A 19,690-nucleotide genomic window follows, 5' to 3' on the forward strand; every position below is an offset into this window, starting at 1 on the left:
TTTCTCCCCCCGCTTCGGAGAACCGGGTATGACCGACGAGGTGGAGATTCCCGAGGACCATCCGCGATACCAGTCGCTTCTCACGCGCCACCGAATCGAGGAGGGCGTCGAGAAGGGTATCACGAGCAAACAAGGACTCATCGCCGAAGGTCGCGGCGAGTCGTTCGACTACCTGCTCGGCGAGGAAACCCTCCCGAGCGCCGACGCGGCGGAGCGGGCGGCCGCGGCGCAACTGCTCCTCGCGGAGCACGCGGTGCTCTCGGTGAACGGAAACGTAGCGGCGCTCGTGCCGGGCGAAACCGTCGCCCTCGCCGAGGCGACCGGCGCGGACATCGAGGTGAACCTGTTCGGACGGACGGAAGAACGCATGCGGGCCATCGCCGACCACCTCCGTGAACACGGCGCGACGAACGTGAAGGGACTCGCCGCGGACGCTCGCATTCCCGGACTGGAACACGAGCGGGGGAAGGTGGACGAAGACGGGATTTACGATGCGGATGTCGTCCTCGTCCCGCTGGAGGACGGCGACCGGGCCGAAGCGCTCGGCGAGATGGGAAAGACGGAGATCGTCATCGACCTGAATCCGCTCTCGCGCTCGCCGCGAACCGCCGCGATTCCGATAATCGACAACATCATCCGCGCGGTGCCGAACGTAACGGAGCACGCCCGCGACCTCGCGGACGCGTCCCGCGACGAACTGGAAGCTATCGTCGCCGACTTCGACCGCGAAGCGGTCCTCGACGACGCCGAACGAGCGATACGGGACGTCTAGTCGGTGACGGCGTTCCGAACGGACTCGGCCCACGACGGCCATTCGGGGCGTTCCTCGCCCGAAAAAGTGGGGTCGCCCGACATCGCTTTGATGGCCCGGGCATCGTCCGCGCTCCAGACCGTGCCGTCCTCGTGGAATATTCCGCTTATCAATCCCTGTTCTCGGCGATAGACCTGATACGCGGGTTTGACCATGAGCGACCAGAAGAAGTTGCCGACGCCCGCCCGCCGAATCAAGGGAGCGAGCGACGCGTAGTTCGGCGGATGTGTTCCGGTTCCCTTTCGGGGCGGTGCGAGTCGCTGCCACTCCGTCAGCCAGACGGGGCGACCGGTCCGACGCTCGGTCGCGTTGATACGGCGAAGCAACCGACGGTACTGCCCTTCGGTGTGGGCGAAGTTCTTGTGGCACTGGTACACTTCGCTCCCCCACGTTCGGTAGTCCCGGTTGTTCGGGATGTTCGTCGAACCGACCGACAGCGGGACGCGTCCGCGCTGGTCGGCGAGCGTTCGGAACATCGCCCGCGCGAACCGCATCTTCCACGGCTTCCAGCCGGGTTCGTTCATCAGTTCGATGGCCAGCAGGCGCGAATCGTCGCGGTGGCGTTCCATGAACCACCGGATGAACCGTCGCGGCAGGTGCCAGCGCGCTCGCTGTTCCATGATCTCCCGCGACGGCGAGAACACCGGCCGAGCGGTGAGCGGGTCGGTGTTTTGCAGTTGGCGTTCCGTGGGATTCAACCCGATACCTTCGAAGATGCCGAGCAGGACCCGGAGGCCGTGGTTCGCCGCCGTCGTCAGGAAGTGTTCGAGTCGGAGTCCGAACCGCAACGGCTCGCGCCGCCACGTTTCGAAACTCAGCCACACCCGCAGCGCGTTCAGGTTAATCCGACTCGCATAGCAGAGGTCGCGTTCGATGACGTCGGGGTCGTAGCCGTGCCACATCTGGAACGTGTTGTACGCTCTGGACGGGAAGTAGATGGCTCCGCGAACGTCGACCGGAGCGTCCGCTTCGCCGTTCGTCCCGCGGTCCCCGGACAGACAATCAACGTCGCTCTCGGTTCGTCGGCCGGAACTCCCCGCCACGCCGACACCGGCCGCTACCGCGCCGAATCGAAGTACTCCTCGCCGCGTCGGATTCCCCTCCCACATCCGAACGTTCAATCACGTCAATCGCGTTCCGAGGACATATTAGTTCGCGGATAATTTCGACGAGGACGCTCCGAAACGGAGCGACCTCGGTTTGCGGCGGTGGGAGAGGAAGGGAAGGAAGGCGGTGGGGAAAGTGGTGGGAGAATAGTAGAAAACAGTATATTATAGTAGAATTCAGTGAAATTTAGTGTCACAAATATGAGTTCAGTAATTTGCCGTAATAATCAGTACCCCAACACGAGACGGTAGGAGTCGTCATTTCCGTACTCGCGGTCGGTGACACGGATGTCCGGAGCCGCCGTCAGCGCGCGCCGAGCGGGATAGTTCGACCACCACACGTTGCGTACCGGAAGGCAGCGAGGCGAACCGGAACAGTTTACTCCGACATGTCTGGTCAAAGTGAGTATGGACGAACAAGAGGCGGTTGCCGCGTTCGTGGCGGAGCACGACCTGGAGAGCGACCCCGCGTATCGAATTCTCGATTTGGCCGCGGAGGTCGGGGAAATCGCGGCCGACGCGACGAAATCCACGGGATGGGGTGACGACCCGGCGGCGCTCGACGTGACGGAAGACGAACTCGGCGACGCGCTGTTCTCGTTGCTCGCGGTGGCGAACGCACTCGACGTGGACGCCGGAGCCGCGTTGGACGACGCGCTCGAAAAGTATCGCCGCCGGATTCGAGAGACGGGAACCGCGAGTTCGGCCGAAAAATAGCGTCGGAGACGTTACATCGGGAGCCGTTCTCTGGCGAATCGCTTGAGGAGCGGGATGTCCTCCCAGTGGAGGAGCTTCATGATGCCGCGAAGTTTCCCGTTGTTCGCGTTCGCACGCATCTCGTGGCTGAGTTGCTTGAGGTCACGAATCAGCGTGTCGTAGCGCTCGTTCTCGGCGAGATAGAGCAGTTGCGTCATCAGCAGTCGCGTCCGCATCTGCGGCGCGACGTCGCCGTGCCAGAGATTGTCGTATATCGACATCTTCTCCGCGGAGGTGTCCGATGCGCTGGTCATGAAACAGCGATCAGCGGTTATCGCCGCCGCTCGCGCGGATTTCATGCCGGTGTGAATCCCCTCACCCCAGAGCGGGTCGATGGTCGGCACGGTGTCGCCGATGGCCATGAAGTTGTCCGTGGAGAGGCCGCCGGGCATCTGGATGTGGGCGGACCCGCGGTGTTGTTTGCCTTCCATCCGTTCCGCGTTCTCGAACCGCGGGTCGGTGTCCAACCAGTGTTGGAGGTAATCGTCGATACCCATTCCCTCCTTGGCGTAGTCGTGGTGGCTCTCGTTTTGGATGTAACAGAGGCCGACCTTCGCGGTGTCCTCTCCGGTGTGGAAAATCCACGAGTAGCCGCCCGGCGCGAGGTCGTGGTCGAGTCGAAGCATCATCGCGTCGGTGAGGTCCGCATAGCCGTCGGCGTCCACATCGACGCCTTTCATCTCGAACTCGACGCCGATGGCCTGATTCTCGCGCTTCAGGTTGGTCACGCCGAGACTCTTTGCGAGCGGCGCGCTCGGACCGGTCGCGTCGATGATGATGTCGCCGTACACCTCTTGGTCCCCGGCGTAGCGGACGCCGACGATTTCGTTGCCGCTCATGATGGGCTTCGAGACGCGGGCGTCGAACCAGTATTCGGCACCCTCGTCCCGACCGTCCGCCACCAAAAACCGCTTGAAATCGGCGAATTCGAGGACGGCACCGGGTTGTGCCTGGACGAAGTGTTCGTTCGGCGATTCGAGGACCACGTTGTCGGTGAAGTTCATCACCACGTCGTCCGGGATGCCGAACGCCGCCATCATGGACGAGAACGTCCCGGCCGTGGACTTGTTGCTCTGGCGCGGGAACGTGTCTTCCTTTTCGGCTTCGAGGACGACGACATCGTAGCCCCGTTGGGCCAAATCCCGGGCACACTGTGCACCGGCCGGGCCAGCGCCCGCGATGATAACGTCGAAATGGTCGCTCATACCGCCACCTTCGTCCGATACGGGGACGGTGTTCGCTCCGCTGTGCCGGGTGCTCGAACTGACGACGCGTCGACGGTCGAACGGCCGCCGATAGCGTCGCAAAGTCGGCCAGTGTCGGGGGAATCGAGTAAAACGGTCGCCGCGGCGGGGGGACACCCAGCACCGCAGACGACAGCGCGTATCTCCGCAGTCATCTCTATCCGTTCTTGCCGGTCATATCATAAAAAACAGACGCAAACGGCCGCGAGAAACGGATTTAGTCGTACGTCGTGGGTCAGAAGTTGAACCGGAGACGTCGAGAGCAATCGAGGTGGAACGAGAAACCGGTCGTTGGCAGGCGAGTAAAAACAAAAGGAAACCGAGCCGTCGAAAGCGGGTGCCGGGTCAGTAGAACTCGCGCACGAGGTCCATCGCGTCCTCGGGTGCGCCGTCGGGAATCTCGGACATGTTGCCCTCGATGCCGTGGAGTTCGCTGTACGGAACGCTATCTTCGTCCTGGTAGATGACGCCCTGATACTCCTTGCTGGCGTCGAGAATCTTCTCTTTGGCCGCCTCGTAGTCGTGCGGGTCGTGACCCTCGTCCGCGAGGTCGACGATGGAGTCGCGGAAGTAGTCGTACGTGTCCACGTCGTTGAACGTGACGCAGGGCGAGAAGACGTTCACGAAGCCGAAGCCGTCGTGCTCGATGGCCTTCTGGACGATTTCGGCGTGTCGCTGTGCGTCGGTCGAGAAGGACTGTGCGATGAACGTCGCACCCGCCGAGAGGGCGAGGGCGAGCGGGTTGACCGGGGGCTGTTGCGGGCCTTCCGGCGTCGTACTCGTCTCGAAGTCCTCGCGGCTGGTCGGCGAGGCCTGTCCCTTCGTCAGCCCGTAGATGCGGTTGTCCATGACGACGTAGGACATGTCCACGTTCCGGCGCACGGCGTGGATAAAGTGACCCACACCGATGGAGTAGCCGTCACCGTCGCCGCCCGCGACCATCACTTCGAGGTCGGGGTTGGCGAGTTTGACGCCGGTGCCGACGGGAAGCGCACGCCCGTGCACGCCGTGAATCGCGTAGGAGTGCATGAACGTCCCGATTTTTCCGGAACAGCCGATACCCGCGACGACGAACGTGTCGTCCGGGCTGTTGCCGGTTTCGGCGAGTGCCTTCATCATCCCGTTCATCGTCCCGAAGTCGCCGCATCCGGGACACCACGTCGGTTGCTTGTCCGACTTGAAGTCGGTGAATCGAACCTCTGAACTCATGCTTCTACCTCCTGTCCGAGTTTCGCTTTGATGTCGTCGGCCAACTCGTCGGCCTTGAATCGAATACCGTTGTACTTGTTTATCCGCTCGACACGAGTGAGCGCGTCGTGTTCGAGAACGTTGGCGAACTGCCCGGTTTCGTTACACTCGACCACGATGACGGTGTCCGCGGACTCGATGTCCTCGGTGAGGTCGGGGCGGGGGAAGATGTACGGGACCGAGAGGAACCGAACGCTCACGTCGTCCTCTTCGAGGAAGTCGAGGGCTTCGCGCATCGGCCCTTCGTTCGACCCCCACGAGATGACGAGCGTGTCGGCGTCTTCGTCGCCGAACTCGCGCGGACTCCAGTCTTCTTCTTCCTGTGCTGTCTCGACCTTGCGGTTTCGCTTGTCGACCTGCTCGACGCGGATTTCGGTGTCCTCGGTCCGCCGACCGAGCGCATTGTGTTCGAGACCGGTGGACATGTGGGCACCGCCCTTCGTTCCGGGGAACGCGCGCGGGCTGATGCCGTCAGCGGTCGGGAAGTGGGGCTGGAACCGGTCCTTCTCGTCCGTCCACGCCTCGATGTCGTCCTCGTCCACGATGTTTCCGCGCTCGATTTCGACGGAATCCATGTCGAACTCCTCGGGCGAGAACGTCTGCTCGGTGACGGCCATGGCGAGGTCGGCGAGCAGGAAGACGGGGGTCTGGTACTTCTCGGCGAAGTTGAACGCCTCGACGGTCTTGTGGAAACACTCGGCGACGTTCGTCGGCGCGACGACGAACCGCGGAATCTCGCCGTGGCCGCCGTACAGCGTCATGTTCAGGTCGCCCTGTTCCTGTTTCGTCGGCATCCCGGTCGAGGGACCGGAGCGCATCACGTCGCAGATGACGAGCGGCGTCTCGCTCTGTGCGATGAGACCGAACGTCTCGGTCATCAGGTCGATACCCGGACCGGACGTCGCCGTCATCGAGCGTGCGCCAGCGCGCGCCGCGCCGAGCGCCATGTTGATGGCCGACAGTTCGTCCTCGGCCTGCATCACGGTGCCGCCGAAGTGCTCGATTCGGCCCGTGAGATACTCCATGACGTTCGTCGCGGGCGTGATGGGGTAGCCGGAGTAGAAGCGACAGCCAGCGGCGATAGCACCCATGCCGATGGCCTCGTCACCGTTGAGCAGGACGTAGTCGTTGTCCGTCGTTTCCACGTCGTACTCGAAGTCGTAGTCGTACTCCTCCTGGACGTACTCCTGTCCGAGACGGGCGGCTTCCTTGTTGTTCTCGACGATGGCCTCACCCTTCGCGCCGAACTTCTTGTCGAGTGCGCTGTCGAGGTTCTCGATGGGGAAGTTCGCCACTTCACACGCCGCACCGAGCGCGACGGTGTTCTGCATGATGGTTCCACCCGCGTCCTTCGCCAGACTGCGGAGCGGAACGGCCAATCCGATCATCTCCTCGGGGATGTCGACGTCCTCCATCTCCGTCCGTTCCCCGTCGTAGATGATCACGCTGTCCTCGTGAAGTTCGTCGAGGTTCTCGTCGATGGTCCGCTGGGTCAGTGCCACGAGGATGTCCAGTCGGTCGACGACGCTCTCGACTCGATCGGTAGACGACCGGATCTTGTACGCGGTGTAGCCCCCTCGAATACGGGACGCGAAATCCTTCGACGTGAAGACATGTCGGCCCGCTCGGGAGAGTGCCTGCGCAAAGATTTTCCCGGTCGAATCGATTCCATCGCCGGCTTCGCCGCCGATGGCCCAGTTCAGGTCTTGCATCACTGCTACGTTACCCGGTGGCAAATCAAAAGCCTTCTGAAGCAGAGTCGGCGAAGTGGGAAGGAATTTGGTTCTTACGGCCAAACGTCCCACCATGGATGGAACCGAAGTCGAAGTGAAATCGGTGAGAAATGTCGGACCAGGGACGATTGCGCTGGAGATCGAGTCACCGCCGGGATTCGACGCCCGTCCCGGACAGTTCCTCCAGGTCGCTGGAATCGTAGACGGTGAGGAAATCACGCGCCACTACACGCTCTCGTCGCCGACCGCGACGGAGACGTTCGAAATTACGGTGGGAATCGACCCGGACGGGGACCTCAGTCCGTGGCTCGCGGAGCGCGAGGCCGGAGACACGGTGTCCATCGCGGGTCCCTTCGGTCGGTCGTACTACGAGGGCGAAGCCCGCGTCATCGTCCTCGCGGGTGGGCCGGGCATCGGTCCGGCCGTCGGAATCGGGGAGCGCGCGTTGGCGGACGGAAACGACGCGACAATCGTGTATCGGGACGACGAACCCGCCCACGAGGACCGACTTCGAGAGTTGGAAGCCGACGGTGCGACGGTCGTCCTGACGGAGGAGGCGGTGAGCGAGAGCGAGGAAGTACGGACCGTCCTCTCTCGCGCGGACGGACGGTCGTTCGTGTACGGGTTCGCCGACTTCCTCTCGGACGCTCTCGACGTTCTGGCAGCGACCGGACACGACCCGGACGAGGCGAAAACGGAAAACTTCGGCTAACGTTAGAAAAAACAATACCCTTTTATCACACCGTGAAAATAACCCTCACTCAATGGGTCTCAGATGTTCGCTGATAGGGCATGACTACGGTGAGTCCGAAATAGAGCGCGAGCGCGAAGAGCAGGGTAACGAAGTCATCGTGACGGTCCGGGAGTTCGAGGAGTGTCAACGCTGTGGAAACGAGAAGGTGGTCAGCGAGAACAAGGAGGTGACGGCGATAGAGGAACCGGAACCCACGCCGGAACCCATCGAGAGCAAGGCGGCGGACCGACAGGCCGAACCACCGGCCGAGACGGAAATCATCGACTCCTCACCCACCACGGAGCCGGGTCCTGAATTGAACCCGGAGCCGGTGAGCTTCAACGACGACGACTTCGAGCCGCCGGAGAGCGCGGAGGAAGACGATGGCGTCATCCTCGAAGACGAGGACGACGAGGAAGCCGACGAGGGCGAACGCGGCCACGGCGAGTGGCCCGAGGCGGAAGATACGAACGTGGGCGACGCGGAGCGGGAACCGATGGAGTGGCCCGACACGGGGATGGAAGACGAAGGGTTCGATGCACAGGTCAGCGACGGAAGCGACGCCGAGGTGAGCTTCGGCGGGAGTTTGACACCCGAGAGCGCGCCGAAGATGGACGACGAGACGGAGTTCGTGGAGGCCGAACCGCGCGAGGAGACGGGATTCGTGCGAACCACGCGACCCGACCCGCAGACGGACACCGGTTTCACGCGGGCGCGGGAAGCGCCGAAGCCGGACCAAGCCTCGGAGTCGAGCGTCGACGCGGAACTCGTCTGCCCCGAATGCGGCCAGTTCGGTGGGGTAGCGTCGGGATCCTCGCTTCGAGCGGGCGACATCTGTCCCGAGTGTCGAAAGGGATACCTAAGCGAGCAAGAGTAAGCGCGACGCGAAAAGGGTAAACATCCACCCCTCCAATCTGGGGCCAACTCATGAAAGAATACAAAATGCGACGCGGTGAGCATCTCGAAGACCGAATGCCCGACCTGAAAGCGAGCATCGAGGACTACTTCGGTCCCGTAACGGGGACGGAGGAGTTCAACGGGCACGAACTCTACGTGGTCGAGGAACCCGACAATCCGGTGTTCGAGCGGATCGTCGCCGGTGCGGCATCGTACAGCGGCAAGAAAGACAAACTCGCCGTTCACTTCGAAGAGCGACCGGCCGAGGACGTCATCGCGGAAGGAAACGCTGACGCTGCTGCCGACGCGGTAAGCAAGAAAAACGAATTCCTCCTCGAAGCGACCGGCCGCGACGCGAAAGCACGCCGCGATTCGCTGAAACGAACCGTCGAGGACGATGCGGATACGCCGGATAACGTCTAATCCCGGCCGAGTTTTGTTCGGCTGATACTGACGCTAGTGGGCGTCACGATGAGTTGGTCGTCGCCTTTCTGAACGATATCGCCGTTGACTTCGCGGGCGACCTGTTGTAGTTCGTCCGTGATTCGTTCGACGGTGGTATCCTGCGTTCGAAGTCGTGTGATGTCAGCGATAACGATGTCGCCGTCGTACACGGCGTCCTTGATGGCGATGACGTCCTGTTGGCCCTGAATTTCGGCGATGTGGACGCTGGTTTGCGATTCGTCGGGTGCAGCATCGAAATCGTCCAAATCGAGCTCGACATAATCCCCGGCACTCCCGGATGGAGTCTCGCCGAGAATTTTATCCATGAATCCCATAGAACTACGGGGCCATCGAACGAGTATAGTTCTTACGTCAGACGAAGCGTGCGGGAACGTGGCGGCGAGGAACAGAATGGTTCTATCGTGAGATGGTTCGATAAATTATATAGGTAAATATTATATAATATTAGATAGTAATTCTAATCGTATGGTAGACAAAGACAACCATACGTCACGGCGTGACGTACTCAGGCGATCCGGCGTCGGTATCGGAGCGGCAATCGGCATCTCGATGACGGGCACAGTAGCCGCGAGAGTTCCGTGTACGGGTTGTGACGGCGGCGGTGGCGGTGGAAGCGGGAGCGGCAGTCCACCTCCGACACCACAAACGGGACCGTACACCGTAGACAACGGCGAGGTAGAGCTCACCGGCTGGGCGTACGGCACCGACGTCGAGGCGTGGTTCGAGTGGGGTCCGGAAGGCGACGGGTTCCCGTACGATACCGAACTTCGCCTAATCGACGATAACGCGAGTTTTACCGGCCATCCGGTCGGTGAAGAAAGCGGCATCACCTACGAATATCGCGCGGTTGCGTACAACGACTACGGGAGAACCGAGGGCGCAACGAGGACGTTCTCCTTCTAGGCGGAACCTCGCTTCAACGGGAACGCTGATTTTCCGTTCGAGACCCTCGAACGGTATCGGTTGCGGTTTGGACAGTTACCGACTCGAACACGCGTTCTCCGTAGAACGACCTACGAGAGCCAATTTTCCGGCACTCTACGCCTGTACAAATATAGTTAATAATTGATAAGACAGTACTTGTTTGATGGCTCATAAAAACGAAACCATCTCGCGTCGAACAGCACTGAAAGCGACGACCGGTTCCCTCGTCGTGTTCGGAACCGGATTCGCAAGCGCGACTCCCGGAGACACCGTAGAAGTGAACGTCGGGTTCGAGAACGCCACGGGGAAGGCGATGGCGAGGGACGCCGCCGATACCGTCGTCCGCGAGTTCTCGTTCTCGGCGATGACGATGGAACTCCCCGCCCGCGCCGCGGAACGACTCCAGTCCCACCCGGCCATTCGATACGTCGAGGAGAACGGCACGGTTCACGCCAGCGGACAGACCCTTCCGTGGGGTGTCGACCGTGTGGACGCGGACGTGATTCACCCGGAGGGCGGAACGGGTCGGGCCGCCGACATCGCCATCCTCGACACCGGTATCGACTCCGACCATCCGGACCTCAGCGGGAACGTCTCGTCGGGTGAATCGTTCGTCGGGTCCAGTTGGGAGGACGACAACGGGCACGGGACGCACTGTGCCGGTATCGCCGGTGCAGCGGACAACTCGTGGGGCGTGGTCGGCGTGACGACCAACGCCAGACTCCACGCGGTCAAGGTCTTGGATTCGAGCGGGTCTGGGTCGTGGTCCGACCTCGCCGCGGGACTGGAACACGTCGCCGACCAAGGTTGGGACGTCGGCAGCATGAGTCTGGGCGCGTCGTCACCCTCGTCCACGGTACAGGACGCGTGTCGGTACGCGAGCGACAACGGCGTGTTCCTCGTCGCAGCGGCTGGAAACGAGGGACCCTGTACCGACTGCGTGGGCTATCCCGCGGCGTACAGCGAAGTCGTCGCCGTTTCAGCAACCACGTCGAGCGATTCGCTCTCCTATTACTCCTCGCAAGGGCCGGAAATCGAACTCGCCGCGCCCGGCAGCAGCATCTACTCGACGTACAAGGGAGGGACCTACGAGACGCTCTCGGGCACGTCGATGGCGACCCCGCACGTCGCGGGCGCGGCGGGTATCCTAATGGTGAACGGCTTTTCGGCGGCCGACGCCCGCATCCGCCTCCGCAACACCGCGGAGGACATCGGCCTTAGCTCCGACGAACAGGGCTACGGTCTCCTCGACGTGGAGGCCGCAACGGCGGGCATCGACTTGGACAAGGACCCGATAGCGACGACGGGACCGGTGAACGTCGATGCCGAAACGCAGTCGGCGGAAATGAGCGTCGAAGTAAGCGATCTCGGCGGCGCGAATTCCGCGACCGTCCACTTCGAATGGGGGCCCCAGAAGGACCAAGAGCTCTTCCCGTACACGACGCCATCGACGACCATCAGCGGCCCGGACACCGTGACGAAGACGGTCTACACGCCGACCGACGGCGAGGGATACACCTTCCGAGCCGTCGTGGAGGCCAGCGACGGAGACACCGTTTACGCGCCGGGATTCTTCTGGATGCCGACGGACGGCGGCGGAATCATCCCCACGCCGAAGGGCGAGACGACGAACTGACCCGAACGCTTCGCCGGAAAACCGACTTTTTTGCTCGCACGCTGTGTTACCCGGTTCATGACGTTCAGTATCTGCGTCCGGGAGCGGTACACCGACGAGGAGGGGGACGACCAAACGCGGTTCGGCGTCGCGGTCACGACGCGCTTACCGGGGGTCGGAACGCTGTGCCCGTTCGCCAGCGAGAACGGGGCGATAGCCACCCAAAGCCTCGTCAACGTCGAACTCGGACGGAAAGGTATCGAGTACGTGGACGACGGACTCGCCATCGAGGACGCCCTCGACACGCTCCTCAACGCGGACGACGGGGCCGAGAACCGCCAACTGCACGGCGTCGACGCCGACGGAACGTTCACCTTCTCCGGCGACGAGTGCAACGGCTGGTACGGCCACGAGAGCGGCGAGAACTACACCGTCGCCGGAAACCTGCTGACCGGCGAGTCGGTCGTGACCGAAACCGCCCGCGAGTACCGGGAGAACGAGGACGACGACCGACCGCTGGCCGAGCGACTCATCGACGCGCTGGCGGCGGGTTACGCGGAGGGCGGAGACAAGCGCGAGGAACTGCACGTCCAAAGCGCGGCGCTGCTCGTCGAGACGACGGAGGCGGACGAGACGGAGCCGTACTACAACGACTTGCGCGTGGACGCGACCGAGACGCCGATTCTGGATTTGCGGGAGGCCTACGAACTCGCCGGGGACGGCTTCGCCGCGGCCGTCGAACGCTACGAAGCGGCGCGGGACGAAGCCGACTCGTAATTCGACTTCGGACCGGCGGTCGATTCGGCTGTCGATTCGGCGTCGGTTCGGCTGTCGAATCGTCGGTATCCGCCCCGTGTCGGTTCAAACGGGTGGGTTTATGCACGAGACGAACGCACGTCGGATTATGGAAGTCAAGTCTCGCCATCATCTCCGAAGCGACGAGGTTCGAGAGATAGAAACCTCGCTCGAAGACGCGCTCGGCGTCGAACTGGACGCCGACACCTACGAACTGGTGGAGTTGGAGGATTCGAAGTTCGACATCGTGCTCGTCAACGGGGAACCGATGGTCGTCTACATCGACGACGAACCGTTTCTCACCGTGCAGGGCGCGAACGCCTACCCGCCGACGAAGCGGGTCGTCACCGTCGACGCGGGTGCCGTCTCGTTCGTCAGCGACGGCGCGGACGTGATGCGCCCCGGTATCGTGGAAGCGAGCGACGACATCGAAGCGGGCGACCTGGTCGCCATCGCGGAGGAAACCCACGGGAAGGTCCTCGCCGTCGGGCGCGCGAAAACGACCGGCGACGAGATGGTCGGCGACTCCGGGAAGGTCGTCGAATCGGTTCACTTCGTCGGCGACGACCTCTACGAGTTCGTGGTCTGATTCGCGGCGGCAAAAAGGGGAAGTGGGGGGGCGTCGAAGGAGCTAGTATGTGGGGTTCCCGGCGGAACCGGGAGAAAAAGTCAGTCATCTGCATCGCGTGTGGCGACGCCGTTCGCCGCTCCGCGGCCCGCGAATACGATAAGGAAGGGAACCGCTGGGAGCGAAACGGAAAGACGTTCGAGCACCTCTGTAAGGCGTGTCACCGTGAGCTATGCCATCAACCGCGCGACGAACTGGAGGCGCTGTTGGTGGACATCGACGCCGGACGTGTCGATCAGATTGAGTTTTTGACCCGGTACGAAAGGGCGGTTCAAGACCGTTATGGCCCGTTGGAGGAACGCGAAGGGTAGTCAGTCGATACGCCTAACTTCCCAACACCCTTACCAGCGGCCATGACGAGCGACGCACAGGCCGAGGCGGGAACCGCCGAAGGCCAAGGGCCGGTCGAAATCTCCGAAGACCTCGCCGAGCGACTCGACAGCAAGCGCGAAAAACTGTTCGAGAAGTTCGAAATCAGGGACGGATTTCCACAGGCCGTGATGACCGAGGCCGAAAAGCGAACCGAGAACATCCAGCAGGAGATTCAGGACGAGGCCGAAGAGCGGACCGACCTGCGCGATATGACGACGTGGACGACGGACCCCATCGACGCGCAGGACTTCGACGACGCCATCTCCGTCGAGGAGCGCGAGGACGAGTACGTCCTCTGGGTCCACATCGCCGACGTGACCCACTACGTCCACCCGGAATCGAACATGTGGGAAGAGGCGGTCAAACGCGGGAACACGGTGTATCTCCCCGGCTACACGATTCACATGCTCCCGCCGATGCTGGCGGAGACGGTCTGTTCGCTCGTACCGAACGAGGACCGCCTCGCGCACACCGTCGAGATGCACCTCGACAAGGAGAACCTCTCCTACGAAACCATCGACATCTACAAATCGGTTATCCAAAGCGACGAGCGACTCACCTATTCGCAAGCCGAGGAGCGAATCGACGACGAGGACGCGCCGCTACACGAGGAGTGTAAGCTCTCGTTCGAACTCGCAGACCGGATGCACGAGCAGCGAAAGGAGGACGGCAGCCTCGTCCTGAACCCGCGGCGCGACCGCGCGCACACCATCATCGAGGAGTCGATGCTGAAGGCGAACAAGGCGGTCACGCACGAACTGATGTGGGGCCGCGGCGTCGAGGCGATGTACCGCGTCCACCCCCAGCCGACGCCTGACGAGTGGGGGAAGGCGCTACAGGAAATTCAGGACCTGAACGGCGTCTCGATTCCGGGCAGCACGTGGGATGACCCGCGGAAGGCCGTCAACGCCACGCTGGAGGATGCACCGGGCAGACAGCTCGACAAAATCCAGTGGGCCGTGATGAAGGTGATGCCCCGCGCTCGCTACATGAGCGACCCGTTCGGCGGCCACCACGCGCTCAACTTCGAGATCTACGGTCACTTCACCAGCCCGATTCGGCGGCTGTCGGACCTCATCAACCACTGGATCGTCTACACGAACGACGTGCCCGAGGACCTCGTGGCGCTCTGTGACCGCGCCAGCGACAAGCAGGCCGACGCGGAGGCCTGCGAACGCGAGTACAAACAGTTCCTCGAAGAAGTCGGACTCGACCCCAACGCGGTCAACAACCGCGGCATCGAAGTCGTCGAAGACGACGACTGAACGCGGTCGAACGGACGATTTTCCAGCCATGTTTCCAGACTCGCGCACCGTCCTCGAACCCGACTGCTCGCGGTGTCCCGAACTCGTCGAGTGCCGAAACCGCATCTCGTGGGGGACCGGGCCGCGTTCGGCCGACGTGATGGTCGTCGGCGAGGCTCCCGGCGCGGGGGCACCGGACGCGGAGCGGTGGCGGGGCGGCAACTGGACGGGCATGGCCTACACCACGCGCCACTCGGGGCGAAAAATCAGGTCGCTGTTTTCCGACCTCGGGTACGACGCGTACTTCACGAACGCCGTGAAGTGCTTTCCAGAGGGCGAGGACGGGTCGAATCGAGAGCCACGGGCGGAAGAACTCGACAACTGTTTCGACCACCTCAGAACGGAGCTAGCGACGGTGGACCCGACCGTCGTCGTCTCGACAGGGAAACACGCCACGAAAATTCTACTCGATTTCGAATCGATACCGATGGAGGGGTTTCTCGACCGGGTGCTGTCGCCGGTGGAGTGCGAACGCCTCGGCGTGGTACTGTTGCCGCTCCTCCACCCATCCTACGAGAATGTCTGGCGAGAGAGGCTCGGCTACGACCGATCGGAGTACGTCGTTGCCATCGAGTCAACGCTCGCGGCACTCGTCTGACTCGTCTTCTCACTCGTCTGCGGGTGCAGTTCCGGACGCGTCGGCCGGGGGGTTCGCGTCATCGGTGATGTGGATCCATCCGTCGCTCTCGTACGTGATTTCGTAGTCGCGATAGCGGAACACCGCTTTGCCCCCGTCCCTGGCTGCGCCGTCGACCCGCGGTCGGAACAGCGAATCCAGCGCGTCGGGGTCGATAACGTCGTACAGGCGCGGTCCGATATCGTCCGGGGAGGCATCTTCGTAATCCGCAATCGCATTGACGACGGCGGTACTGGGACGCTCACCGTCCTGCACACGGTAGGGAGTATGTTCCATTCCGGTACACCCCCTAAGATTCGTCAATGGATAAGTATGTCGGAAAAATCTGTGTGAATTCGATTCTGAAGATAGTATTTTCCGAATTTCGAAGTGACCGCGCGCGAGTCACTCCGAGACGGTATCGCCCCCGAAGTGGTCGAACGGTTGCACGTGCTCGTTCTTCACCAGCACTTCCTCGACGACTTCCACCCCGAGTTCGTCGAGTTTCCGCGCGACGTCGGCCACGTCGTCGCGGGTCGTCGCAACCGCTTCGACGTGGAGATTTTCGACACCGGCCATGATCTCCCTGACGGTGACCACGCCCGGCGCGTCGAGCGCGCGTTCGGCGAGGGGCTCGCGGTCGGGTATCGGCGCGGTGCAGATGAAGAGGACGCGGAGCGGGAACCCCGCGTCGTGGTAGTCGATCTGGGGATAGTAACCGTCGATGACTCCCTTCTCCCGAAGTTCTCGGAGTCGATTGCCGACGGTGCTGGCGGAGACGCCCACGGCGTCGCCGATTTCGGTCGTCGTCACGTTGCGTGCGTCCTGCTGGAGCAGGTGAAGGATGCCGCGGTCAACCTCGTCGAGTGTGTCGTGGCTCATTGTTTTGGTAGCGACCTCGGTACTCGGTTTCGGTCCTGAAAAAGTCGGCAGGCGTTCGAGATGACAAACTTTCGTGGGAGGCATGGCCGAAACACGGCGAGAGGCCAGCTCGCCACCAGCGCCTCCGGCACCGTCGAACGCTTGCCTGGGAGTACACCCGGGCTTCGGGCGTATTTCACACGAATACCGCTATCGGCTTTATTATATCCCGGCTAAGCGGGGTGCGACGGGCGCGAACTCGGTGAAACAGTTAGGAGAACGGAATCGGGCGATGTGGGCGAATCACCATCGTAAACCGGTCGTACCGCCGGAATCCGCCGTGAAACGGTGGTCCGCCCGGGGGTAATTGACGGACGAAAAACAACTCTCCGACACGTCGGTGAACGAGGGACGTGCGAATCATTCGAAAATCTCACGAGAAGCTGGGATTTTCTCACCGCTCGAAGAAATCACGCGCGGTTTCCAACCCGACCGAACAGCCACAGGGCCGACACTCGTGGGTGTCCGGCCCGCGCGTCACGACCAGCAGGACGGGCGCGCCACAGACGGGACAGTCGGGGACCGACACGGATTCCGTATTCTCGTCCGACGAATTCTCGGAGCACATAGTTTCTCACAGGCGTGTACGGAAGCCACACGGACTCGATTCCTGACGCTTCGACTCGCCAAAATGGGGCTGGGTTGGCGATGAGGTGGTCCGTCATTGACTTCCGTATGATGACATCTTCGAGCAGTCACTTAACACTAGCGTATCAAACCATACACTCAGTGTCTCGATAGAGATGGTGAGAAATTGGAATCAATCAAATTAACATACGAATTGGTTTGGTTACAAGCGGATGCGACGCCCTCGGGTAGAATGGATGACGCGGGCAGACAACGTTATTTTGGAGTTTCTACTAAACGAGGGTAACAAGCCGATCAACGCGAATCCGGCAGTGGTTCAGGCCAACATCGATTATCAAATCTCCCACATACGGAGTCGCCTCCGTGAACTTCATTCGGCAGGGCTGGTCGAGTACTACGACGAGGACAGGGGAATCTACTGCATCACCGAGAAAGGCAAGCGATATCTCGCCGGTGAACTTGAGGCGAGTGACTTGGAGCGAGACAAGGAGTAGATGCGGTATGCGCCCTCGGGAAGTAATCGACTCCAGAAGTCGTGCTGAATACATGGCGCGTCTGTGGCAGGCATAATTTCAGGTCTATTCGATTACTTTTGTTGCAACAAAAATTTATACAAATAGAGACCAGGACAGATAGTATGTCACCCGAAACCCCAACAGGAGACGGAGGTTCAATTAGAGAACGAGTGGATGATTTCGTTGATAAATACAATGATTGGACTGGATTCTCAGCGAGTGAGGGAGTCATGATTGCTGAAAACTCCCATGTATCTCGTAAGAATGTATTTTTAGATGGAGTTGTGCATAACCTTTCCTTGTTAGAGCTAAGGGAATTCCCACGATATTTGTGTGATGTATCTCTCAGGGCGAAAAATTTCGTAGTCACTGCTGAGCACTATTCATACTGGTCGTGGACCTTGGCTTTCGTCCAATATCTCCGGAGGAACAGTAACGTATTTGAAAAAATAACAAATCCATATCATCCAGACCCCGCTCCTTCTCCTGGGAGCGCTAATTTGATAAATGATATGTTCTTGATGAATCGATTACTCAATTTGCCATTGAGAATGAGTGCCCCATACCCAAATCCATCAGTAGAAAATTATATTCAAAACTCTCTCAGGCTAACTAATGATGTCTCTGAGATAGACACTTTAAGACTATTTTCTCCTGTTTCACTCGCTTTATTGGACGGATTGGTTTGTCGACACTGTAGTAGGTTTCTGACAATTGATGGGAGGCTCGAAAATCCACCGGTAAGTAGTCCATGGAGTAGCAATCACAGTTCAAAGTCCGGGGTAGGATATCATGATCGGCTACAATTATGGAGATATCACGTCGCAAATCCAACTACTAATGACACTCTCGCACAAGTGGATGACATTAGTCGATATGAATCAAAACATCTGAAGTCTTTATCTGGAGTAATAGATTCAGATGAAGATGTTGATGAGATGGACCACTTTTTACAGATTCTCTCCAACCAACGACATTACAACGTTCATGGAGAAGGTAGCAGTGTTTCTATCTTACCCATAACATTCAGTCTGTGTTGTTTGATATTTTGGGATGCTATAGAACAATCAGACTTCGATAATTATCGATCAGATCTCGTTGACGAAGTAAGGGCGGCTGTTCCAGGCAATCCACGACAAAGTGAGTATACGGATTATTATCCTATCTTTCGATGGGAGGTTGTTAGTCTAATGCAGTTATCTCCCAGCAGTGATTAAGAGCATTTGAGGCCGCCCGCGCACTTGTCACAGGTCACGCCGCGCTCATGACGATGAGGGGTTCATTATTCGTGCTCGTCTTAGGTCGTCGTTCTGTAAGATAGATTCTCTGTATTCGACAAGCAATTCGTGTCTTCTGTGAAGAGTTTCAACAGAGTCAGCGTTGAGCATGGCGTCAGCCCCATCCAGTCAGCTTGACGCCCCCCTGCTACCCGACGACCTATCGGAGAGGATGAACGTAAACTGGATTGTCATTCTCGTCCTGCATAGAATGTGGTGGCGTAGTAAATTCCCGCTCATCATGGACTCGCCGGGAGTCCCGCGAGCGAAGTTCTCGTGAACGAAGTGAACGAGAGCACGGAAGAGCGAAGCTCTTCCGAAGCGAGGGGGACTACGGCGAGTCCACTGATCGAACGGAACGAAGTGGAGTGAGAGAAGTGGACTCGCCGGGATTTGAACCCGGGGCCTCTTCCTTGCGAAGGAAGCGATCTGCCACTGATCTACGAGCCCTCGACTTATTGTACCGCCCGGTCGTTACTTGTAGCTTGTGTTTCGACGCGGAGTATGTGAAGCCGTCCCGCGATTAGGCCGACGGCGAAGCCGGTGAAGTGGGCGAGGAGCGCCACGCCGGGCGCGGCCGTCATCAGGGTGATGAGGGTGGTGAACGCGACGACGATGACGGCCTGTGCGCGGCGCGAGAGGCGAAGCCGTCCGAACACGGCGTCCGAGACCGGGTTTCCGGCGAGGAGGTAGCCGTACAGGCCGAGGACCGCGCCGCTGGCTCCGAGGACGGCGGGGGCGGTCGGGGAGAACAGGCCGCCGACCCACACCTGAACGAGGCCGGAGAGCATCCCGACGGTGATGAAGAAGGCGTGAAAGCGCGCCGTCGTCGTCACCCGCTCGACGATGAGTCCGGCGAGTACCAGTGCAACGGCGTTGGAGAACATGTGCCCGAAGTTGGCGTGGGAGTACACGCTCAACGGGAGCGTCCACGGGTGAACCGACACGGGCGGCGCGAGGGCGAACAGGCTCACCGCCCAAAACGGCCTGATGAACCCGACCACGGTTTGGAGGACGAACACGACGGCGAAGGCGACGAGCGTCTGTATCGTCGGCGAGCGAGAGAGACGCATACTCCTACTCATCACCGAGAGCACAAAAAACGACCACACGGTGCGCCCGCTGGTCGATGGGTGAAAAAC

23 protein-coding genes and 1 tRNA gene are annotated in these 19,690 nt (G+C 60.7%); 14 read left to right on the plus strand and 10 right to left on the minus strand.

The window, feature by feature from the left end:
- Positions 1 to 28 precede the first annotated feature (28 nt).
- A complete protein-coding gene (locus tag OPC11_RS10330) occupies positions 29 to 772 on the plus strand; it encodes a 4-phosphopantoate--beta-alanine ligase (RefSeq protein ID WP_007979598.1) in 744 nt (247 codons plus the stop codon).
- Here OPC11_RS10330 and OPC11_RS10335 read toward each other — a convergent pair.
- A complete protein-coding gene (locus OPC11_RS10335; protein WP_232423798.1) occupies positions 769 to 1,932 on the minus strand; it encodes a glycoside hydrolase in 1,164 nt (387 codons plus the stop codon). The genes OPC11_RS10330 and OPC11_RS10335 overlap by 4 nt on opposite strands.
- Positions 1,933 to 2,325: 393 nt before the next feature.
- Between OPC11_RS10335 and OPC11_RS10340 the strand changes: the two genes are divergently transcribed.
- Entirely contained in the window at positions 2,326 to 2,634 is a 309-nt protein-coding gene (locus OPC11_RS10340) for a MazG nucleotide pyrophosphohydrolase domain-containing protein (RefSeq protein WP_007979604.1), read from the plus strand.
- Between the two features lie 11 nt (positions 2,635 to 2,645).
- Here the strand turns inward: OPC11_RS10340 and OPC11_RS10345 are convergent, their stop codons facing one another.
- The 3 genes from OPC11_RS10345 to OPC11_RS10355 all read right to left on the minus strand — a co-directional run bounded on the left by OPC11_RS10345 (position 2,646) and on the right by OPC11_RS10355 (position 6,880).
- Complete coding sequence (locus OPC11_RS10345; RefSeq protein ID WP_007979606.1) at positions 2,646 to 3,878, minus strand: digeranylgeranylglycerophospholipid reductase; 1,233 nt, start codon at positions 3,876 to 3,878, stop codon at positions 2,646 to 2,648.
- 384 nt (positions 3,879 to 4,262) lie between these two features.
- Positions 4,263 to 5,126 carry a 2-oxoacid:ferredoxin oxidoreductase subunit beta gene (locus tag OPC11_RS10350; RefSeq protein ID WP_007979608.1) on the minus strand — a complete coding sequence of 288 codons (864 nt, stop codon included), beginning with the start codon at positions 5,124 to 5,126 and terminating at the stop codon, positions 4,263 to 4,265.
- Positions 5,123 to 6,880, minus strand: a complete 1,758-nt coding sequence (locus OPC11_RS10355) for a 2-oxoacid:acceptor oxidoreductase subunit alpha (protein ID WP_026177846.1) — start codon at positions 6,878 to 6,880, stop codon at positions 5,123 to 5,125. Before OPC11_RS10355 ends, OPC11_RS10350 begins: the two co-directional genes overlap by 4 nt.
- Before the next feature lie 91 nt (positions 6,881 to 6,971).
- Here OPC11_RS10355 and OPC11_RS10360 point away from each other — a divergent pair, with 91 nt between their 5' ends.
- The 3 genes from OPC11_RS10360 to OPC11_RS10370 are packed head-to-tail and all read left to right on the plus strand — an operon-like array spanning position 6,972 to position 8,951.
- Positions 6,972 to 7,610, plus strand: coding sequence for an FAD-dependent oxidoreductase (locus OPC11_RS10360; RefSeq protein WP_264781819.1), 639 nt, complete (start codon positions 6,972 to 6,974; stop codon positions 7,608 to 7,610).
- A 52-nt stretch (positions 7,611 to 7,662) separates the two neighbouring features.
- Positions 7,663 to 8,508: an oxidoreductase gene (locus OPC11_RS10365; protein ID WP_264781820.1), complete on the plus strand. Its 846-nt coding sequence runs from the start codon at positions 7,663 to 7,665 to the stop codon at positions 8,506 to 8,508.
- A 50-nt stretch (positions 8,509 to 8,558) separates the two neighbouring features.
- Positions 8,559 to 8,951: a DUF5611 family protein gene (locus OPC11_RS10370; RefSeq protein WP_264781821.1), complete on the plus strand. Its 393-nt coding sequence runs from the start codon at positions 8,559 to 8,561 to the stop codon at positions 8,949 to 8,951.
- Here the strand turns inward: OPC11_RS10370 and sepF are convergent.
- Entirely contained in the window at positions 8,948 to 9,307 is a 360-nt protein-coding gene (gene sepF / locus OPC11_RS10375) for a cell division protein SepF (protein WP_007979619.1), read from the minus strand. The two genes, OPC11_RS10370 and sepF, sit on opposite strands and share 4 nt — an antisense overlap.
- 151 nt (positions 9,308 to 9,458) lie before the next feature.
- On the opposite strand from sepF, the gene OPC11_RS10380 reads away from it, so the two are divergent.
- The 7 genes from OPC11_RS10380 (at position 9,459) to OPC11_RS10410 (ending at position 15,229) form a co-directional block, all read left to right on the plus strand.
- On the plus strand, positions 9,459 to 9,896 hold the full coding sequence (locus OPC11_RS10380) for a hypothetical protein (RefSeq protein ID WP_264781822.1): 438 nt from the start codon (positions 9,459 to 9,461) through the stop codon (positions 9,894 to 9,896).
- A 184-nt stretch (positions 9,897 to 10,080) separates the two neighbouring features.
- The gene (locus tag OPC11_RS10385) at positions 10,081 to 11,553 is read left to right on the plus strand and encodes a S8 family peptidase (protein ID WP_264781823.1); all 1,473 of its coding nucleotides are present in this window, start codon (positions 10,081 to 10,083) and stop codon (positions 11,551 to 11,553) included.
- 57 nt (positions 11,554 to 11,610) lie between these two features.
- Positions 11,611 to 12,309, plus strand: coding sequence for a DUF1028 domain-containing protein (locus OPC11_RS10390; RefSeq protein ID WP_264781824.1), 699 nt, complete (start codon positions 11,611 to 11,613; stop codon positions 12,307 to 12,309).
- A gap of 127 nt (positions 12,310 to 12,436) precedes the next feature.
- Entirely contained in the window at positions 12,437 to 12,916 is a 480-nt protein-coding gene (locus tag OPC11_RS10395; RefSeq protein ID WP_264781825.1) for an RNA-binding protein, read from the plus strand.
- A 47-nt stretch (positions 12,917 to 12,963) separates the two neighbouring features.
- Entirely contained in the window at positions 12,964 to 13,266 is a 303-nt protein-coding gene (locus OPC11_RS10400; RefSeq protein ID WP_007979631.1) for a hypothetical protein, read from the plus strand.
- 42 nt (positions 13,267 to 13,308) lie between these two features.
- Positions 13,309 to 14,592, plus strand: coding sequence for a ribonuclease R family protein (locus tag OPC11_RS10405; protein ID WP_007979633.1), 1,284 nt, complete (start codon positions 13,309 to 13,311; stop codon positions 14,590 to 14,592).
- Positions 14,593 to 14,620: 28 nt separating this feature from the next.
- A complete protein-coding gene (locus tag OPC11_RS10410) occupies positions 14,621 to 15,229 on the plus strand; it encodes a uracil-DNA glycosylase family protein (protein ID WP_264781826.1) in 609 nt (202 codons plus the stop codon).
- Between the two features lie 9 nt (positions 15,230 to 15,238).
- Here OPC11_RS10410 and OPC11_RS10415 read toward each other — a convergent pair whose 3' ends face one another.
- The 3 genes from OPC11_RS10415 to OPC11_RS10425 form a co-directional block, all read right to left on the minus strand.
- A complete protein-coding gene (locus OPC11_RS10415; protein WP_018128918.1) occupies positions 15,239 to 15,544 on the minus strand; it encodes a HalOD1 output domain-containing protein in 306 nt (101 codons plus the stop codon).
- 108 nt (positions 15,545 to 15,652) lie between these two features.
- Positions 15,653 to 16,129 carry an Lrp/AsnC family transcriptional regulator gene (locus tag OPC11_RS10420; protein WP_264781827.1) on the minus strand — a complete coding sequence of 159 codons (477 nt, stop codon included), beginning with the start codon at positions 16,127 to 16,129 and terminating at the stop codon, positions 15,653 to 15,655.
- 433 nt (positions 16,130 to 16,562) lie between these two features.
- Positions 16,563 to 16,697: a formate dehydrogenase accessory protein FdhE gene (locus OPC11_RS10425; protein WP_232423797.1), complete on the minus strand. Its 135-nt coding sequence runs from the start codon at positions 16,695 to 16,697 to the stop codon at positions 16,563 to 16,565.
- Between the two features lie 295 nt (positions 16,698 to 16,992).
- Between OPC11_RS10425 and OPC11_RS10430 the strand changes: the two genes are divergently transcribed.
- On the plus strand, positions 16,993 to 17,250 hold the full coding sequence (locus OPC11_RS10430; RefSeq protein WP_264781828.1) for an ArsR family transcriptional regulator: 258 nt from the start codon (positions 16,993 to 16,995) through the stop codon (positions 17,248 to 17,250).
- A 143-nt stretch (positions 17,251 to 17,393) separates the two neighbouring features.
- Positions 17,394 to 18,488 (plus strand): hypothetical protein, encoded by a 1,095-nt coding sequence (locus tag OPC11_RS10435; protein WP_264781829.1) that lies wholly within the window; start codon positions 17,394 to 17,396, stop codon positions 18,486 to 18,488.
- 438 nt (positions 18,489 to 18,926) lie between these two features.
- Here OPC11_RS10435 and OPC11_RS10440 read toward each other — a convergent pair.
- Both OPC11_RS10440 and OPC11_RS10445 read right to left on the minus strand, forming a co-directional pair.
- A tRNA-Ala gene (locus tag OPC11_RS10440) sits at positions 18,927 to 18,998 on the minus strand.
- A 5-nt stretch (positions 18,999 to 19,003) separates the two neighbouring features.
- Positions 19,004 to 19,621, minus strand: coding sequence for a rhomboid family intramembrane serine protease (locus OPC11_RS10445; protein WP_264781830.1), 618 nt, complete (start codon positions 19,619 to 19,621; stop codon positions 19,004 to 19,006).
- Between the last annotated feature and the right edge of the window lie 69 nt (positions 19,622 to 19,690).

Origin of the sequence: Haladaptatus sp. T7 (assembly GCF_026008575.1) — an archaeon.
Lineage (GTDB): Archaea > Halobacteriota > Halobacteria > Halobacteriales > Haladaptataceae > Haladaptatus > Haladaptatus paucihalophilus.

Coding starts and splice junctions, on each gene's coding strand:
- OPC11_RS10330 (WP_007979598.1), top strand. CDS start 29: ATGACCGACGAGGTGGAGATTCCCGAGGACCATCCGCGATACCAGTCG.
- OPC11_RS10340 (WP_007979604.1), top strand. CDS start 2,326: ATGGACGAACAAGAGGCGGTTGCCGCGTTCGTGGCGGAGCACGACCTG.
- OPC11_RS10345 (WP_007979606.1), bottom strand. CDS start 3,878: ATGAGCGACCATTTCGACGTTATCATCGCGGGCGCTGGCCCGGCCGGT.
- OPC11_RS10350 (WP_007979608.1), bottom strand. CDS start 5,126: ATGAGTTCAGAGGTTCGATTCACCGACTTCAAGTCGGACAAGCAACCG.
- OPC11_RS10360 (WP_264781819.1), top strand. CDS start 6,972: ATGGATGGAACCGAAGTCGAAGTGAAATCGGTGAGAAATGTCGGACCA.
- OPC11_RS10365 (WP_264781820.1), top strand. CDS start 7,663: ATGGGTCTCAGATGTTCGCTGATAGGGCATGACTACGGTGAGTCCGAA.
- OPC11_RS10370 (WP_264781821.1), top strand. CDS start 8,559: ATGAAAGAATACAAAATGCGACGCGGTGAGCATCTCGAAGACCGAATG.
- sepF (WP_007979619.1), bottom strand. CDS start 9,307: ATGGGATTCATGGATAAAATTCTCGGCGAGACTCCATCCGGGAGTGCC.
- OPC11_RS10380 (WP_264781822.1), top strand. CDS start 9,459: ATGGTAGACAAAGACAACCATACGTCACGGCGTGACGTACTCAGGCGA.
- OPC11_RS10385 (WP_264781823.1), top strand. CDS start 10,081: ATGGCTCATAAAAACGAAACCATCTCGCGTCGAACAGCACTGAAAGCG.
- OPC11_RS10390 (WP_264781824.1), top strand. CDS start 11,611: ATGACGTTCAGTATCTGCGTCCGGGAGCGGTACACCGACGAGGAGGGG.
- OPC11_RS10395 (WP_264781825.1), top strand. CDS start 12,437: ATGGAAGTCAAGTCTCGCCATCATCTCCGAAGCGACGAGGTTCGAGAG.
- OPC11_RS10400 (WP_007979631.1), top strand. CDS start 12,964: ATGTGGGGTTCCCGGCGGAACCGGGAGAAAAAGTCAGTCATCTGCATC.
- OPC11_RS10405 (WP_007979633.1), top strand. CDS start 13,309: ATGACGAGCGACGCACAGGCCGAGGCGGGAACCGCCGAAGGCCAAGGG.
- OPC11_RS10410 (WP_264781826.1), top strand. CDS start 14,621: ATGTTTCCAGACTCGCGCACCGTCCTCGAACCCGACTGCTCGCGGTGT.
- OPC11_RS10415 (WP_018128918.1), bottom strand. CDS start 15,544: ATGGAACATACTCCCTACCGTGTGCAGGACGGTGAGCGTCCCAGTACC.
- OPC11_RS10420 (WP_264781827.1), bottom strand. CDS start 16,129: ATGAGCCACGACACACTCGACGAGGTTGACCGCGGCATCCTTCACCTG.
- OPC11_RS10430 (WP_264781828.1), top strand. CDS start 16,993: ATGACGCGGGCAGACAACGTTATTTTGGAGTTTCTACTAAACGAGGGT.
- OPC11_RS10435 (WP_264781829.1), top strand. CDS start 17,394: ATGTCACCCGAAACCCCAACAGGAGACGGAGGTTCAATTAGAGAACGA.
- OPC11_RS10445 (WP_264781830.1), bottom strand. CDS start 19,621: ATGCGTCTCTCTCGCTCGCCGACGATACAGACGCTCGTCGCCTTCGCC.